Source organism: Pseudoalteromonas sp. GutCa3, from assembly GCF_002836155.1.
GTDB classification, from domain to species: Bacteria; Pseudomonadota; Gammaproteobacteria; order Enterobacterales; family Alteromonadaceae; genus Pseudoalteromonas; species Pseudoalteromonas arctica.
The window spans coordinates 103,367-119,851 of record NZ_PJBK01000090.1 but is presented as its reverse complement, the minus strand read 5'-3'; the positions used below and the strand labels follow the sequence as shown (position 1 = coordinate 119,851).

At 38.7% G+C, this 16,485-nt stretch carries 12 protein-coding genes; 6 read left to right on the top strand and 6 right to left on the bottom strand.

Features of this window, described 5'->3' with window-relative positions; translation table 11 throughout:
* Positions 1-11: 11 nt before the first annotated feature.
* From CXF64_RS16705 to CXF64_RS16690, 4 genes are all read left to right on the top strand, one after another.
* Positions 12-842, top strand: a complete 831-nt coding sequence (locus CXF64_RS16705; protein ID WP_008167991.1) for a mechanosensitive ion channel family protein — start codon at positions 12-14, stop codon at positions 840-842.
* A 168-nt stretch (positions 843-1,010) separates the two neighbouring features.
* On the top strand, positions 1,011-4,265 hold the full coding sequence (locus CXF64_RS16700) for an nSTAND1 domain-containing NTPase (RefSeq protein ID WP_101217567.1): 3,255 nt from the start codon (positions 1,011-1,013) through the stop codon (positions 4,263-4,265).
* Between the two features lie 16 nt (positions 4,266-4,281).
* Positions 4,282-4,659 (top strand): DP-EP family protein, encoded by a 378-nt coding sequence (locus tag CXF64_RS16695; protein WP_024590008.1) that lies wholly within the window; start codon positions 4,282-4,284, stop codon positions 4,657-4,659.
* Positions 4,660-4,864: 205 nt separating this feature from the next.
* A complete protein-coding gene (locus tag CXF64_RS16690; protein WP_007581681.1) occupies positions 4,865-5,854 on the top strand; it encodes a sensor domain-containing diguanylate cyclase in 990 nt (329 codons plus the stop codon).
* Positions 5,855-5,932: 78 nt separating this feature from the next.
* Here the strand turns inward: CXF64_RS16690 and CXF64_RS16685 are convergent, their stop codons facing one another.
* Positions 5,933-6,415, bottom strand: coding sequence for a winged helix-turn-helix transcriptional regulator (locus CXF64_RS16685; RefSeq protein WP_024590009.1), 483 nt, complete (start codon positions 6,413-6,415; stop codon positions 5,933-5,935).
* Between the two features lie 169 nt (positions 6,416-6,584).
* Here CXF64_RS16685 and putA point away from each other — a divergent pair, with 169 nt between their 5' ends.
* Entirely contained in the window at positions 6,585-10,388 is a 3,804-nt protein-coding gene (gene putA / locus CXF64_RS16680) for a bifunctional proline dehydrogenase/L-glutamate gamma-semialdehyde dehydrogenase PutA (RefSeq protein WP_010553201.1), read from the top strand.
* 117 nt (positions 10,389-10,505) lie between these two features.
* Positions 10,506-11,699, top strand: a complete 1,194-nt coding sequence (locus CXF64_RS16675; protein ID WP_101217566.1) for an HD-GYP domain-containing protein — start codon at positions 10,506-10,508, stop codon at positions 11,697-11,699.
* A 53-nt stretch (positions 11,700-11,752) separates the two neighbouring features.
* Here CXF64_RS16675 and CXF64_RS16670 read toward each other — a convergent pair whose 3' ends face one another.
* From CXF64_RS16670 to CXF64_RS16650, 5 genes are all read right to left on the bottom strand, one after another.
* Positions 11,753-12,790 carry a general secretion pathway protein GspB gene (locus CXF64_RS16670; protein WP_101217565.1) on the bottom strand — a complete coding sequence of 346 codons (1,038 nt, stop codon included), beginning with the start codon at positions 12,788-12,790 and terminating at the stop codon, positions 11,753-11,755.
* A gap of 11 nt (positions 12,791-12,801) precedes the next feature.
* The gene (locus CXF64_RS16665; RefSeq protein ID WP_024590013.1) at positions 12,802-13,719 is read right to left on the bottom strand and encodes an ExeA family protein; all 918 of its coding nucleotides are present in this window, start codon (positions 13,717-13,719) and stop codon (positions 12,802-12,804) included.
* 164 nt (positions 13,720-13,883) lie between these two features.
* On the bottom strand, positions 13,884-14,402 hold the full coding sequence (locus CXF64_RS16660; protein ID WP_024590014.1) for an Lcl C-terminal domain-containing protein: 519 nt from the start codon (positions 14,400-14,402) through the stop codon (positions 13,884-13,886).
* 9 nt (positions 14,403-14,411) lie between these two features.
* Positions 14,412-16,061 carry an Lcl C-terminal domain-containing protein gene (locus CXF64_RS16655; RefSeq protein ID WP_101217564.1) on the bottom strand — a complete coding sequence of 550 codons (1,650 nt, stop codon included), beginning with the start codon at positions 16,059-16,061 and terminating at the stop codon, positions 14,412-14,414.
* 69 nt (positions 16,062-16,130) lie between these two features.
* Complete coding sequence (locus CXF64_RS16650; RefSeq protein ID WP_007581673.1) at positions 16,131-16,463, bottom strand: hypothetical protein; 333 nt, start codon at positions 16,461-16,463, stop codon at positions 16,131-16,133.
* Between the last annotated feature and the right edge of the window lie 22 nt (positions 16,464-16,485).

The following is a 16,485-nucleotide window of genomic DNA, read 5'->3' as shown; positions in this document are numbered from 1 at the left end:
TAGAGCGCTTTATGATCAGTTCTGAAATCGAACAGTTTGAAAAATATTACACCATGCTTACTGAGTATATGGTTACCTACAGTATGCAAATTGTTGGCGCTATTTTTATCGTCCTCATTGGTTTGTGGATAGCACAAAAGCTTGCCAAATTTGTAGCAGCCTTAATGACCCGTCATAACGTTGACATTACGCTTACTAACTTTGTCAGTAGCGTGGTAAAAGTACTGCTAATTGTAATGGTTATAATTATTGCACTTGGCAAAATAGGTATCAGCGTTACGCCATTTGTAGCAGCCATTGGTGCTGCATCTTTAGGTGCTGGTTTAGCGCTGCAAGGAATGCTCTCTAACTATGGTGCGGGCCTTGCCATTATAGCCACTCGACCTTTTGTTGTTGGTGATACTATTGAAGTTAAAAATGTAAGCGGCCAAGTTAAAACAATTGAGCTTGGCTACACTATTTTAATCAATGAAGAAAAAGTAGAAATCACCATTCCAAATAAGCATATAGTAGGTGAAATACTTCATAACTCATTTAGTTACTCATTGGTCAAAGGTGAAATAGATATAGCCTATAGTGCTTGCTCTGATAATGCGATTAGCCTTATTGAAGACGTACTTAAAGCACACGAATTAGTCGCACAAAATCCGTTATCACAAGTGGGTATTGAACGCTTTGCCGATAGCGGTGTTACAATAAGCTACCGATATTGGGTACCTACTACTAAAATTATTGAAACCAAGCTGGCTATTAATGGCGGTGTTTATAAAGCAATTAATAACGCTGATATTGAAATCCCATTCCCTCAACGCGTCATTACTATAAATAAAAGCGATATATAGTCATAAAATCCAGTGGGTAATTCAATATTGAATTACCCACATCAATAAACTTCTTTTACTGCGTAAAAACTCCTTATCTGTTTGTTATTTTATCTGTAATATAAAGACTTGGTTAAAAAAGTCGGCTAATCACTCGCTTTAATTACATAATAACAATAATGAGCCATTATGAATCGCAGCCCTTTTTATTTAGGTGATTGGCAAGTCAATCCCCAGTCAAATACTCTTCAGCGTGCAGAAAAAAATAAACAGTTAGAACCAAAAGCCATGGATGTGTTAGTTCATCTTTGCTTCCAAAAAGGCGAAATTGTTACTACTGACGAGCTATTAGATCAATGCTGGAAAAATGTTGAGGTAGGCGATAACCCGCTGCATAAAACAATTACCCAGTTACGAAAAGCCCTCGGTGATAAAGCAAGTGAACCCACCTACATAGAAACTATTCGCAAACGTGGTTACCGCGTTATTGCAAAACTTGAGTTTCCTCTGGCTGAAGATATAAAAAAAAGTGAAAACACATGGCAAGGTGGCTCTCCTTTTTTAGGATTAAGCGCCTACAACCCAAGCGATACACACCTATTTTTTGGCCGCAATCAATCTATAGAAACGTTACTCAATAGAATATCGAGCCAAGTTAAATTTGGTCGTGCTTTTTGCTTAATACTTGGCCCTAGCGGTACGGGTAAATCTTCGCTTGTTAATGCTGGGATTTTACCAAAACTGCTAGATGAGCGAGGCTATAACGGCATTGGGGTTATTTCTTATAGCCAACTCGACTTTGCAGATGTTCATAAAAATAGACTTTTTTTAGATTTAGCTTCTGCATTGCTTGATTGGGATATAAATGGCCTTCCTGTATTTGAAGGATTAAGCGCGCAAACACTGGCAGAGCAACTAGAATTGGCAATCGATGGCGTAATCAACGCCATACAAATTGCACTTAGCAAAGCCTCTACACAACTTAAAACACCACAGTTATTTTTATTTATTGACCGCTTAGAAGTACTGCTTTCTTCTCCTTTATTTAGTAGCGAAACACGCAGCCATTTTTTATCAGTTATTGAGCGCTTAGCAACCTCTAAAACTGTGATTGTATTTAGTGCGTGTCGTAACGACTTTTACCCTTTAGTGGTTGAACAACCAAGTCTAATGGCAGGCAAAGCTCATGGCGCGCACTACGATTTAACACCGCCAAATCGCCAAGAGCTTCAACAAATTATTCGCCTGCCAGCGTTAACCGCTAATTTAACGTTCTCCAATGACCCACAAACCCAAACACCACTGGATGAAATATTGTGCGCCGATACAGCCAATAACCCTGACGCACTGCCCATGCTGCAATACACATTGCAAGAGCTGTACTTACAGCGCAGTGATAATAACGAGCTACTGCACAGTGTTTACACAAAACTCGGGGGTATTGAGGGAGCCATAGGCAAAAAAGCAGAAGATATATTTATTGACCTCAGCAACGAGCAACAACAGCAACTAAAAAGCGTATTATCACAGCTGATCACTTTAAATCCAGATGGTAAAACCATTACGAGCCGCGCTGCCCGCTGGCAAACATTAACGAACACAAGCCAAAAAGAGCTTGTGCAAGCCATGGTCGATAGCCGTTTATTTGTATCGCATTTACAAAATCAAGAAGCCTGTTTTAGCCTTGCTCACGAGGCATTATTACGTCAATGGCCGCGAGCAAAACAATGGATTAATGATCATAAAGATGCCTTAGCAATAAAAAGCCGCTTACAACACCAAGCGCAAAATTGGATAGATGAAGGTAAAAGTAGTGCTTACCTCCTAGCGCCAGGTAAACCGCTACAAGAAGCGCAGCTATTACTAAACGACAAACTGTTTAAATTAGATGATAACGAGCACACTCTTATCAAAAGCTCTATTAAAAAAACAAAAACAAAAATAAGAGTAAAACGGGTGACCGTTGCTTTATTGTGCTTACTTACATTTACCGCGTTATTAATGAGCTTTACTAGTTTTAAGGCCCAGCAACATGCGCAAAAAAAACAGCTTGAGGCCGAAAGCTTACTGGGGTTTATGGTGGGTGACTTTGCCGACAAACTGCGTAGCGTAAAGCGTATGGACTTACTTGATGGTATTAGTAATAAAGCACTTGAATATTTTACAAATCAAACAGACGAATCAGGTTCACTCTTTAGCTTTAGCGATGATAAAGCACAATTTAACAACCGTTTCCAGTACGCACAAACCCTCGAAGCAATGGGTGAAGTAGCTTATTCACGGGGTAAAACCGATGAAGCCTTTACCGCCTTTGAAAACGCCCGCACCCGCCTTGAGGCATTATTAAAAATACAGCCTAACAATATAGAATTACTAACGCTTGCGGGTGCCAATGCCTTTTGGTTAGGCCAGCTTCATTATGATAAAAGTGATTACGCTGCCACTGAGCCATTATTTAAAAAGTACCATATGTATAGCGAAACCATGTATTCATTAGCAGCGAATGATTTTAATTCCATTATGGAGTTGTCGTATTCACATAATTCGCTGGGATCTTTGTATTTAAAACAATTTAATTATAAAGCGGCAAAACAGAGCTTTACCGAATCACTTACTCTTAAAAACGAAGCGCTTGTGCTAAAGCCCAACAATAAAAACTTATTGCGTGATAAAGCAGATACCCTTAGTTGGCTTGCAAAAACTGAAGGTATGCTTGGTAACTTCAACACTGCAGTGTATATATTGGACAATGCAGTTGCTGTGGTCAAAAAGGTGGCTAATCACTACCCTGATGACGCGAGTCTTTTTTATATGTCAGCAAATATATATATGCAACAAGGCTATTTACTAAGCTATTTACCTGATAAAAAAATGGCCTATTTAAAAGCTCGCTTTGCGAATGAAAATATAAATGAGGCTTTAAAGCAAGATCCAGAAAATAATGAATTTCAACATATGTATTATCGCTCTTTAGCGCAATTAATAATGTTGTCTTATGACAAAAAAGTAGATTCAAGAATAGGAAAAATTATTAGCTTCTTAAAATCACAAGGTTTTAATAGTATCAATTCTATTAATACACAAATTAGTCTGGCTCGCTATTTTATTGACAGAAACTTCCCTCTTAAAGCGCAAGAGTTATTAACAACCCTTGAGAATGATGGCGAATATAAACGTTACATAACCAATAAAATGAAGAATAGAGATAACTTAGCTCCCATAAATATAAACCTGCTCAAAGCTAAATTAGCTTCGACCAGCGAACAGCGAGAGCAATTTTGCGTAAATGCGCTTAAAGCTATTACTCAAACAGTAAAAATAAACCAAAGTATTCACGTAAAGTACCCGCAGGTACAAGCATATACCTGCTTAAACCGAGCAAACGAAATACCAGCAATAACAGCAAGCCTGATAAAACTAGGCATTACTGACTTTAAACTATAAATACAAAGGAAATAACATGAATACCACCTTAGAAAAAGTCGATTTTCAAGTACATATTGAGTTTAACGATAAAAAAGAGGCCGTTTTTAGCTATACAGAAAATGGTAAAGCCGTTGACGGCGGCGGTACAGTAAGAGCCGAAACTGCAGGTACTTACACTTTAACTCCTGTAACAGTTGGGCTAGGCTTTTTTTTCACGGGGGCTACAATTACTAATAAAATCGGAACATGTGCCCAAGATTTCAGTTATGAACTTAGTGATAACCGCCAAGCAATCACCGTCACCGATACAGCAAAAAACTCAGGCACTGCATGTTTAATATTTAACGTTGAGTGTAATGATAAACCTTATTCAAGCCCTGACCCACAAGTTATAAATAAAGACAAAAATTAATTATTGATTTTAAATTGCACAAGCATAATTTCCCCAGTGCAATTTATTTATAACCTAACTACCTTTTAGCTAAGCACTGACACACTTCAATAAAAACAAATAAAATCAACAAATTAAAAAAGAAGGTTACCGAAAGGTTTAAAAACCATAAATTAAATAAACTCCTAGACATAAAGTTTCATTAACAATAAAAATGAGCAACACCATGTCTAACAATAATGAAAATAGCAGAGCTAACAACACCGACAACGCTGTATCTGCATTAATGAGCAGCATTTCTAATACCGTTAACAATGAAAAAATAAGCGCAATTATTAATGTCACCAATGTCATGGCCGATGCTATTTTTATTGTTAATGCAGATGGAGTGTTTGAATCAGTAAATCCCGTTGCAGCTCGTTTTTTTAATGTTACATCTGATTCATTAATAGGTAAAAAATGGCAAGATTGTTTACAAGAACAGTATCGCGATGACTATCAATACATGTTTGAAAGTTGGAAAAACAACTATCAAACACCACTCAATCATGGCCCGAAAGAAGTTAAAATAATAAAAAACAATGGTAACTGTTTAGATATAGAGCTCTCAATTTCTTGTATACCCGCATCAACTACAAACAATATCCCTCTATTTATTTGTATTATGCATGATATTTCTAGGCATGTTAAAAAGTATAAAGTACTCGAAAACATAGCCAAAATAGATCACCTTACAGGCGTCGCTAATCGCTGCACTTTAGAGAAGGCGATTATTAAAAATTGGCAAGAATGCATAGTAGACAAACAGCCTTTGAGTTTTATCTTGATCGATATTGATTTTTTTAAACTGTTTAATGATAATTTTGGTCATGTAAAGGGTGATAAATGTTTGCAAAAAGTAGCTCAAACAATTGAAGACTGCCTCCCCTCAAAAGATAGTTTAGTAGCACGCTATGGTGGTGAGGAGTTTGCTGTTGTATTACCCCGCTCACATGTCTCAAATGCAGAAATGATCGCAAAACGTATTCAAGAAAAAATACTCAACATTAATTTTAGAGATATTGGTTTGCCAGCGAATGTAAAGATAAGTGTAAGCCAGGGTTTAGCGTGTGAATACGATAATCAGTACAGAACATCTGAGGCATTAATATGCGCGGCTGATACGGCTTTATATAGAGCGAAGTCGGAAGGTCGTAATAAATTATGTATAAGGTGATGTACTAACTATTTGGTATAGCCTTTATCTACTAAAATAAAAAACCGCAATTGCGGTTTTTTATTACTTGAGAAAAGCTTAAATGTCGATTAGCAGCCCTTCGTCTTTTTTAATCTTTTCGATCACCATATAAGTATGATGAGTGCCCACGCCGGGAATATCGACTAAGTCGCCAAGAACTTGTCTATATTCTTCCATATTAGAAACGCGGATTTTTAATAAATAATCATAACCGCCTGCCACCATGTCGCATTCAACGACTTGTTGTATTCTTAGTATATGCTCTCTAAATACCTTAAATACTGCTGTATTTGAAGCAACAAGCGATACTTGAACATGTGCTACTAAGCTTTGATTAAGCTTTGCTTCGCTAAGCTTAGCGTAGTAGCCTTCGATATAGCCTTCTTGCTCTAATCGTTTTACACGATCTAGGCACGGGCTTGCACTCAAATTAACCTGTTTTGCGAGGTTAACATTTGAAATTCTGCCGTTCTTTTGTAGAACGTCTAGTATGGCTAAATCAATACGATCTAGCATGCGTAATCTATTTGGAATTGTCATAACAGAATTTTATGCGGATAAGTTAAATTTATGCCCTGTAAATTATCGTAAAACGCGAAATTTAACCAGCATATTCTGCTGAAATTTAATTAGAATGCACTCACAATATCACTGGTAATTTATTGGTAATTAATTTTACTTTAATTCTTAACACTCCTGAGGGTTGCTTATGTTATTCAACGGCGATTTAACAACGATTTGTCCTATTAGACAAAGAATCCGTGACTTCTACCGCATAGATGAAAATGCGGTTATTGATCATATTTTACCGCTTGCAGAAGTAGGCGTAAAAGCACGAAGTCGTGCCTGGGAAAGAGCCCGCCAGATTGTTTTAAACATTCGTAAAGAGCAAGATGGGCAAGGCGGTGTTGATGCGCTTTTAAATGAATTTTCACTCTCTAGTGAAGAAGGCGTTGTATTAATGTGTTTGGCCGAAGCGCTGCTTCGCGTACCAGACAAAGCAACTCAAGATGTACTGATTCGTGACAAGTTAGCGAAAGGTGATTGGAGCTCTCATTTAGGCAGCAGCGATTCTTTATTCGTAAACGCGTCTTCTTGGGGATTATTAGTTACCGGTAAAATGGTTAACTACACAGACAAAACGAAAGAACAACAGTTCGGCATGCTTAAAAAGACCATTGGTCGTTTAGGTGAGCCAGTTATTCGTAAGTCTGTAAATTTTGCTATGAAAATTATGGGTAAGCAATTCGTTATGGGTCGTACCATTGACGAAGCAATTGAACGTGCTGCCGATACAGAGCAAAAAGGTTATGTATATTCTTACGATATGCTAGGCGAAGGCGCGCGCACAATGAAAGATGCGAAGCGTTACTTTGACAGCTACATGAATGCTATACACTCGATTGGTAAAGCGGCAAATGGTCGTGGTCCAATTAAGAGCCCTGGTATTTCAGTTAAGCTTTCTGCTATTCATCCACGTTATGAGTTCACTCATAAAGACCGTGTGATGGAAGAAATTGTACCAAAGTTAAAAGAGCTTGCGCTTGCTGCTAAGAAATACGATATCGGCTTTACCGTTGATGCTGAAGAAGCTGACCGTTTAGATATTTCATTAGATGTAATTGAAGCGGTATTTAGTGATGAAGATCTTGGTGATTGGCAAGGATTTGGCTTAGCGGTTCAAGCGTATCAAAAACGCGCTATTTTTGTAATTGAATGGCTAACAGACCTTGCAACCCGTGTTGGTCGTAAAATGATGGTACGTTTAGTTAAGGGCGCGTACTGGGATACTGAAATCAAAACCACACAACAAGATGGTTTAGAGCATTTCCCTGTATTTACTCGTAAAGCAACAACCGATGTTTCTTACAAAGCATGTGCAATTAAAATGCTTGAAGCGCGCGACGTACTTTATCCACAATTTGCAACGCACAACGCTTACACTGCCGCGACTATTTTAGAAGTAGCGAAAGGCGACAACACCGGTTTTGAATTTCAACGTTTGCACGGTATGGGTGAATCATTATTCGACCAAATCGTTAACGAAGAAAAAATTCAATGTCGTGTATATGCACCGGTTGGTCAACACGAAGACCTACTTGCTTACCTTGTTCGTCGTTTGTTAGAGAATGGTGCTAACTCATCATTTGTAAACGCGATTGTAGATACAACAAAACCTGTTGAATCATTACTACCAGACCCTGTAGAAACACTGCAAGGCCTGCGTAACAAGTACAATACGCAAATCAAAATGCCAATTGATTTATACGGTGAAGAACGTGCTAACTCTAAAGGCATGGATTTAACCGATATTAACGTTATTACCCCTTTCAAAGAGAATCTTGAAACATGGTTTAACGAGCACCTAATTGAGCAAAGCCAAGTACCAGAGGGCTCATTGGCTGTTAAAAACCCAGCGAACCACAAAGAAATCATCGGCCACGTTAAGTTACAAACTGGCGAAGAGATGAAAGTATTACTGGCCAACGCTGAAGCCGCACTTGAATCATGGTCACAAACACCAGTAAAAGAGCGCGCTAATTTACTGCGTCGCGTTGCTGACATTTTAGAGCGTCATCATGATGAACTAGTCGCTATCTGTATTAAAGAAGCAGGTAAAGTAGCGCAAGATGGTATTGATGAAGTGCGTGAAGCGGTTGATTTTTGTCGTTACTACGCAGCGCGCGCTGAAGAGTTATCTAAAGATGAGCGTTTTGAAGCCCGTGGCGTTATTTTATGTATTAGCCCGTGGAACTTCCCGCTTGCAATATTTTTAGGTCAAGTTGCTGCTGCGATTGTTACAGGTAACACTGTAATTGCTAAGCCTGCTGAGCAAACAAGTTTAATCGCCCTTCGTGCCATTGAACTAATGCTATCTGTTGGTTTACCTGAGCACGTTGTTCAACCGGTTATCGCTCGCGGCTCTGAAGTAGGTAAAACAATTGTTCCTGATGAGCGCATTCAAGCGGTTATGTTTACAGGTTCTACTGAAACAGGCACATTAATTTCTCAAACACTTGCTGCACGTAACGATATTCAAGTACCGTTAATTGCAGAAACAGGTGGCCAAAACTGTATGATTGTTGACTCAACGGCGCTTCCTGAGCAAGTAGTTGACGATGTGATCAGTTCTGGTTTTCAAAGTGCTGGCCAACGTTGTTCTGCTCTTCGTGTTTTATTCATTCAAGATGACGTAGCTGATGGCATTATCGAAATGCTTAAAGGCGCTCTAGCTGAGTTACACATTGGCGACCCATCGTTACTATCAACTGATGTTGGTCCGGTAATTGATGAAAAAGCACTTAAAAACTTAAACGAGCACGTTGAGTACTTAAAAGGTAATTCTATACTTCATTACGAATGTAAAATTCCTGATAATACACAAAATGGCGCATACTTTTTTGCTCCTCGTTTATACGAAATTAAAGACTTATCAGTACTTAAACGTGAAGTATTTGGCCCATGTGTTCATATTGTTCGCTTTAAATCGAATGAACTTGATGATGTGATGGATCAAATAAATAACACAGGCTATGGTCTGACAATGGGTGTTCATTCACGTATTGAAGAGCGCTGTGAGTACCTTGCTAAAATGTCACGTGCGGGTAATGTTTACATTAACCGAAACATGATTGGTGCCATTGTTGGTGTGCAACCGTTTGGTGGCCGTGGTTTATCAGGTACTGGCCCTAAAGCCGGTGGCCCTAACTACCTACAACGTTTAGTAAAAGAAAAAGCATCACCAGATAACGTACAAATGACTAACCTAACGCCTGACGAACTTGATTTACACCACTACAGCGGTGCGAATGAGCAAGTTAAAAAGCTAATGGCCAACTCAATGCGCGATGAAAAAATCTGGCGTGCAACACCACTAAACGACCGTGTTTCGGCTGTACGTCAGTTGCTTGCTAAAATCGCGACGGTAGAAATTATCGACGACTTAGCAGACGACTTAGCATTAACATTATCAGAAGCACGTGCACAGCTTAACCGCCTTGAAAAGCACATGCGTAAGTTTACTACCTTGCCTGGGCCAACGGGTGAGTCTAATACACTTCATCTAGAAGCACGTGGTTGTGTAGTGTGTTATGCAGATAAGAGCACATCATTTAACTTCTGGGCATTGTCTATCATCACTGCTATTGCCGCAGGTAATACGGTAATTACTGTAGCGTCTGAGCTGTTTTATGATGAAGCCGTTGCCTTTAAAGATAAATTTATCTCTACAGGTGTTGCAGAAGGTGTTTTCCAAGTAGCTAAACCTAACCAGTTACAAGCTATTTTGGCGCACCCTCATTTAGCCGGTGCGGTAGTTGCTGCTCGCTCGTCTCGCTTGGGCTACTTTAGCCAACAGCTTGCACAGCGTAAAGGTGCTATTTTACCGGTAATTAGCTCTGAGTATTACGATACATTAATCAAACGTCTTATTACTGAAAAAACAATCAGTATTGATACAACAGCATCAGGTGGTAACACATCACTAATGACGCTTGTTGAAGATGATGAATAATTAAGCTAATGCTTTTTAACTAAAAAATAAAAAAGGCACTGAAAAGTGCCTTTTTTATTAGGTAGTAACGTATATATTTGTTAGCTTAATGAAAGATTAACAATAGAAGTAATAAATTTGAAAATAATTCCTGTAGGTCAGTTACTGCCTGGTATGTTTGTGCAAAGCGTTACTAGACAAACTGGCAGTATTAAAATTAAAAATCAAGGCTGGGTTAAAACTCAGGCTGGTATTAATAACCTAATAAAAGCAGGTATTTTAGAAGTAGAAATCGACCCTGATAAAACCCTCATTGAATCAGTCCCTGAAAAAGCTCCTATTGCTGTACCTGCAACAAAAATAAAGCGTGACCCTTGGCAAAAAACACACAGTGCCGAACAAGAAATGGGAAAGGCAAAAAAACTGTATGACGAAGCTAAAACACTGCAAATAAAAGCATTTAAAGATATTAAAGCAGGCCGCGATATAGATATTGCACCGTTCAAAGAGCTGGCAAGTGGCTTTATGGACTCTGTTTTTAGAAACCAAGATGCCCTAGCCTGCCTTACCCAAATGCGCCAAAAAGATGCTTACCTACTTGAGCACTCTATTAATGTATCGATATTAATGGGGATTTTCGCTAAGCATTTAGGTATAGAAAAAAATATTATTGTTGAACTGACTACCGGCGCACTTTTACACGACATTGGTAAGATAAAAATCCCTGATGAAATACTCAATAAGCCGGGTCGCTTTACCGATGATGAATTTAAAATAATGAAAATGCACTCGCTTTTCAGTAAAGAAATATTAGAAGAGTCTGGCTTAACGGGTGTTGCGGTTGATATTGCAGGTATGCATCATGAAAGGCTTGATGGTAAAGGCTATCCGTTTGGTAAAAAGGGCGACGAAATAAGTCAGTACGTACGTATGGCATCAATTGTAGATGTGTACGATGCACTTACCGCAGAACGTGTTTACAAAGCAGGCATGGAGCCAATAAAAGCGTTTAAAATACTAAAAGACGGATGCCCAGATAGCTTCGATCCCGTGCTGCTTAATAAGTTTATTCAATGTATTGGTATTCATCCGGTAGGAACGCTCGTTAGATTATCGAGTCAAAAAGTTGGTTTAGTGACCGAGAGTAATCCCAGTACACCACTAAAGCCTATCGTTAAAACATTTTACAGCGCCAAACATAGTCGCTATACAGAGATAAAAGATATCGATTTATCTAATAAAAAAACCTTAGATACCCTTGAATCAGCGGTGAAACCTAAAGAATATAATATTGATTTAGAACGCTTTTATAAAAACTCAATATTACCCTAAGCAATATTGAGAGCTCAACATTCTACCGAGCTCTCAACATAATAGCTAAACGTTTACTGCGGCCAGTCTTGCAAAGCCTTTAAGCTAAACTCATAACCATCAAAATCAAGTACACTTTGCTCAGGTGTAATCTCTCTTACAGTTAAAGCACCTATGCTCTCTCCTTCATGTAACTCTCGGCCATTTAGCTTGATCCAACGTTTGTCAGCACTCGATGAATAAATATGCGCTTGATATTTAATACTAGGCAACATTGATTGCAAACCATCTGGTAGTAATTCTACAGGCTCAACACGTGATGACGTTTTTGATGCATGGGTAACTTCATAATCCTGATTTTTTTCGACGTCTTGTATAGCTTGCGCAAACGCATTTTTAAGTGTTGTAGGCACCTCATCAAGCTCAGGATCGCTCATCTGTTGAGATTGGTTGTTACCATTAATTGGCTTACCTAGTACTTTATATTTACTCATATCTAGTTGAGCTGATGCTGTATTTTGACTTTGCCCAAATACCGAAGCGTTCTGTGTATTATTTGGATTGTAATTATTTTGTGGATTAAATACTGGCTGATTATAATTTTGAACTGGCATTACTTGTTGCACGTTCTGCTGATTATAACCCGTTGCGCTCGTGACCTGACTCGATGGCATAGGAATATATTGCCCATTAGGCGTTAATAACATTTGCTGTACACCATTAGGTGTTTGCACATGTACAAGTTGCCCTTCAATCGTTGCAGTATTATTTGGAGCTATTTTAGCGGGTTCTAACTTAGCTATTTGCTGCTTTTCAACTGCGGCATCTATCTCTTTAACTTGTTCTTTAGGTGACGATTTTTCGCTTTCAACCACCTTAATTACAGCGGGTTCCGATATGTTTAATAAAGTAGTACCTTGAAACCACTTACCCGTAGTAAACCCACCAGCTACAGCAATAAAAGCAGCTAAGCTTGTACCAAATACTAACGCTAATCGTCTATAACGCTTTAGTGCTTGCTGTTGCTTTAACTGCTCTGATTGTAAGTCGTATTGCTCAGCACTCATATCTGATTGCTGCGACTGCTTTAGCGCATCTAATAAATAAGACATAACTTACCTAACTATAAAATAAATGAAAGCCCAATGCCTACGGCAAATAAAGCAGCGAATGCAAGGCTATATGGTACAAATGACGTTGCTTTGTTGGCCTCATTAACTGGCGCTACAAAATCCATGGGTAATGACTCATGTGCTGATTTTTTTATTATATCGCTATCAACTATCAACTGCTGCTTTGCAAAAGTGCCTACCAAAGCTCGCTCACATACCAAGTTCATTAATCGTGGCACACCACCGGTTAATTGATGAACAGCTTGCATGGCATCCATCGAAAAAATTCCTTTATCACATCCTGCAACATGTAACCGATGCTTTATGTAAGCAACTGTTTGGCCTTGTGTAAGTGGTAATAAATGGTAACGAGCTGTTATTCTCTGGGCGAGTTGCCTTAATTCATTGCGCTTTAAAAGCTCTTGTAGCTCAGGTTGACCAACCAATACTATTTGTAATAATTTTTTATGATCGGTTTCTATATTTGTCAGCAAGCGTAATTGTTCAAGCACATTAGGGGCAAGTAACTGCGCTTCATCAATTATAAGTATGGTGTGCCCGCCCGATTTATTATTGGTCTCTAAGTGCTTTTTTATAATATCGGTAAGACTTTTAAGCGTCGCATTATTAGCATCGTAACTAATGTTGAGCTCATCACAAATACTAGCCAATAACTCTAGCTCTGAAAGTGCTGGGTTATGGATCATCGCTACTTGCGTGTTTTCAGGTAACTGCTCTAACATACTGCGGGTAATTGTAGTTTTACCAGTACCCACTTCGCCTGTTAATAATACAAAACCACCGTCTTCACCTAATCCATAGGTAAGGTGTGCTAAGGCTTCTTTATGTCGTTCACTTAAAAATAAGTAATGAGGGTTGGGCGAAATTGAAAAAGGTTTTTCATTCAGGCCAAAATAGCTTAAATACACCGTGATGTTCCTTCGTAATTAAATCACGGCCTATAATGGCAAAAAAACGCACTAAGTGACAACGTTGTAAGCGCTTTATTATTGAAATAACGTAAATTTATGTAAAAAAAAAAATGCAGCGGTTTTAAGGCTGCACTTTCATCTGTCTAATCTTAGTAAGTACTTTATTCTTCGTAGCGAACTAACCGTAAATACACATTACTAGTTTTGGCGTGCAAGCTATTCAGCCCACTATCAAATTGATAAACCCATGCAGAGCTCATCGTGCTCACACCCGATGTATTTGACCAATAGTTTTGAAGCTTAGTACCAAAAAACACCTCTTCATTAATGCTCGGCTCGGTGCAACTGTGCTCTAAAATACTCGCCAACTCTTTAATGTTAGGCATTTGCCAATCATCGTAATCTGCGGTTGTATCATTTTTAGCACCGCGTAGTGCTTCTTGCCAAGTAAGAGAAGGTGTAGAGCCTTCGCAAAGCTGCGTCTCTGTATTATAAATTTGCCCATAACTACAACGTTGCCACATAAGGCCTGTTTCGGTATCAGACACTGTGCCATCTGTATTTATGGTAAATCTATCTGTCGGCGTTGTGGTATCTGCACCGTCGTAGCACGTTTGCGCCGCTGCAATATTAAAGCTCAAGCTTATAGTTGCTAGTGCATAGAGTAATTTTAATCTCATTATTTTCTCCTAACGGCTTCTAACTAAACGAACATACGCAGTATTTTCTTTTGGATAAGCAAGATCGTTACCATCACTCATATCAATAATGTACGCTTGCGATAAACTTGTACCATCGGCTGCAGTTTGTGAAGTCCAATAACGTAAGTGACTTAATGCACTTTCACTTGGCATATTGGGGAAAAACACCTCATCAATTAATATGCTTTGCCCTTGTTTACCATAATCAATTAAACCTAAAAGCTCTGTATAAGTAGGTAACCGCCAATTTGTACCACCACAAAAATCTAAGTTATTCACTTCGTTTATATAACTTTGTACTCCACAACTCGTATCATCCGGGCAAGTTGAATTGGCTGTACTAGTATCGGTAAAAGTAGTATCGCCTAAATCCCAAAAGTAATGATTTTGCCCCTCACGCAAACTTGTATTTGGCAATACTCCAGAGGATTCAGTTTTTACTTCCCATACAAGCCCTGTAACATTATCGCGTATACAGGTAAAGTCACTACTATCATCACCAACTTCATCAGCAAACTGATTAAGTTTAGTGTAATCAAACGCTAAATTACCTTTGCCAACCTTATCTAAACGATTTGCATAGCTATCGCGTCCGAGCTCTGCATCTTGCTCTGGAAAATCATCGCTTTCACAGTTAATGCGTTGTGTATTGTTGTAACACTCACCAACACCACTATCGTTTATAAGCCCAAGCGCTTTTGGTGATACATCAACAAATAAAGAATCTGTATCGGTACGTCCTTTTGAGTCGGTTACCGTTACTTCAAAGCTCAATGTGGTCTCGGTATCTACATCAGAGGCAAAAAATGTCGTTGTACATTGGTTGCTATTACTTAATGTTTCGCTATTACCGGTAAGTTGTTGCCATTTACACTGATAGGTATCGGTAACAGTTTCGCTATTCGTTGCATCAAGTGTTACTTGTTCAAACTCCTCAATATTTTGATCAGCACCTGCATTTGCATCCACCAACTCATTTGTTTTGTTAAGCGTCATCGAATATTGAGTACTCGCCTCACCGCCTTCATCATCAGTGACTGTTAGCTGCCAAGACAAATTTACGTTACTTTCTAGTAAAGGATGAGAAAAGCTAAGAGTTGACTCATTAAAGCTAGCAATATCTAAATCAGGACCTGATAGCAGTTGCCACAAGTAACTATCAATTTGGCCATTATCATCAGGATCGCTCGACTCAAGAGCGCTCAAAGTCACTGTATCTTTGTATACAGAAGGAAGTGTTTCAGGAGATGTTTGGGTAACAACAGCAAGAGGAAGTTGATTATTAGAGCTCACTGAAATAGAAATGTCGTCACTAACAGCGCTACTACCGGTGCTTTGATAGCTTACTCTTAAGATTATTTCACTATCAGTTTTTACGTCAGGGGCTGTCAATGTTTGCTCAGCACCATCAAGCGGAAAACCTTCTAAGCTTGGGCCGCTAACTTGTTGCCATGAAAACGTACCATCAGCGGGGGAACCTTGTGCTGTGATGGTAAATTCAGTTTTTTCGATAATTTGTAAATCGGTTCCAGCATTAACAGATGTTTCTACAACTGTATTATCGCTATCACCGCCACCTCCTCCACACGCACTCAGCAAACCGCAAGAAATGAGGGGGATTAAAGCAAACGCTTTCATACGCAGCACCTTATTATGTCAAATAATTACTATAGTGTAATTACTAGCAATAAAGATGCCATTTAAGTACTACATATATGTATCTTGATGAATGCGTACAAACAACTTCGTACCGATTTTACTGTAATCTACTTTGTATTCACGCCCATCTAAAGCTTGAATAAATAGTAATTGTTTTTCTTCGCCAAATACATCAGGGCTTCCAACATAGACTATTTCTAAATAGCGATCTTTTGCATCACGGCGGTTTTTAGGTAACTCTTCTTTAAATGGCTCTAAGCCATGTTGAGTCACTTTAATTTTAGGATGAATTTCAGAGTTTACAATCACTAAATCATGCTTTTTATCTTTATGTATTATGGTGTTTCGACCACTTTTTAAAAAGGCTCTCTCTTGACTCATTTTTCTTTCCTACAGTCGCAGC

Bases quoted from the DNA above. Each gene is read 5' to 3' on its own strand.
- CXF64_RS16705 (WP_008167991.1), top strand. From the start codon at position 12: ATGATCAGTTCTGAAATCGAACAGTTTGAAAAATATTACACCATGCTT.
- CXF64_RS16700 (WP_101217567.1), top strand. From the start codon at position 1,011: ATGAATCGCAGCCCTTTTTATTTAGGTGATTGGCAAGTCAATCCCCAG.
- CXF64_RS16695 (WP_024590008.1), top strand. From the start codon at position 4,282: ATGAATACCACCTTAGAAAAAGTCGATTTTCAAGTACATATTGAGTTT.
- CXF64_RS16690 (WP_007581681.1), top strand. From the start codon at position 4,865: ATGTCTAACAATAATGAAAATAGCAGAGCTAACAACACCGACAACGCT.
- CXF64_RS16685 (WP_024590009.1), bottom strand. From the start codon at position 6,415: ATGACAATTCCAAATAGATTACGCATGCTAGATCGTATTGATTTAGCC.
- putA (WP_010553201.1), top strand. From the start codon at position 6,585: ATGTTATTCAACGGCGATTTAACAACGATTTGTCCTATTAGACAAAGA.
- CXF64_RS16670 (WP_101217565.1), bottom strand. From the start codon at position 12,790: ATGTCTTATTTATTAGATGCGCTAAAGCAGTCGCAGCAATCAGATATG.
- CXF64_RS16660 (WP_024590014.1), bottom strand. From the start codon at position 14,402: ATGAGATTAAAATTACTCTATGCACTAGCAACTATAAGCTTGAGCTTT.
- CXF64_RS16655 (WP_101217564.1), bottom strand. From the start codon at position 16,061: ATGAAAGCGTTTGCTTTAATCCCCCTCATTTCTTGCGGTTTGCTGAGT.
- CXF64_RS16650 (WP_007581673.1), bottom strand. From the start codon at position 16,463: ATGAGTCAAGAGAGAGCCTTTTTAAAAAGTGGTCGAAACACCATAATA.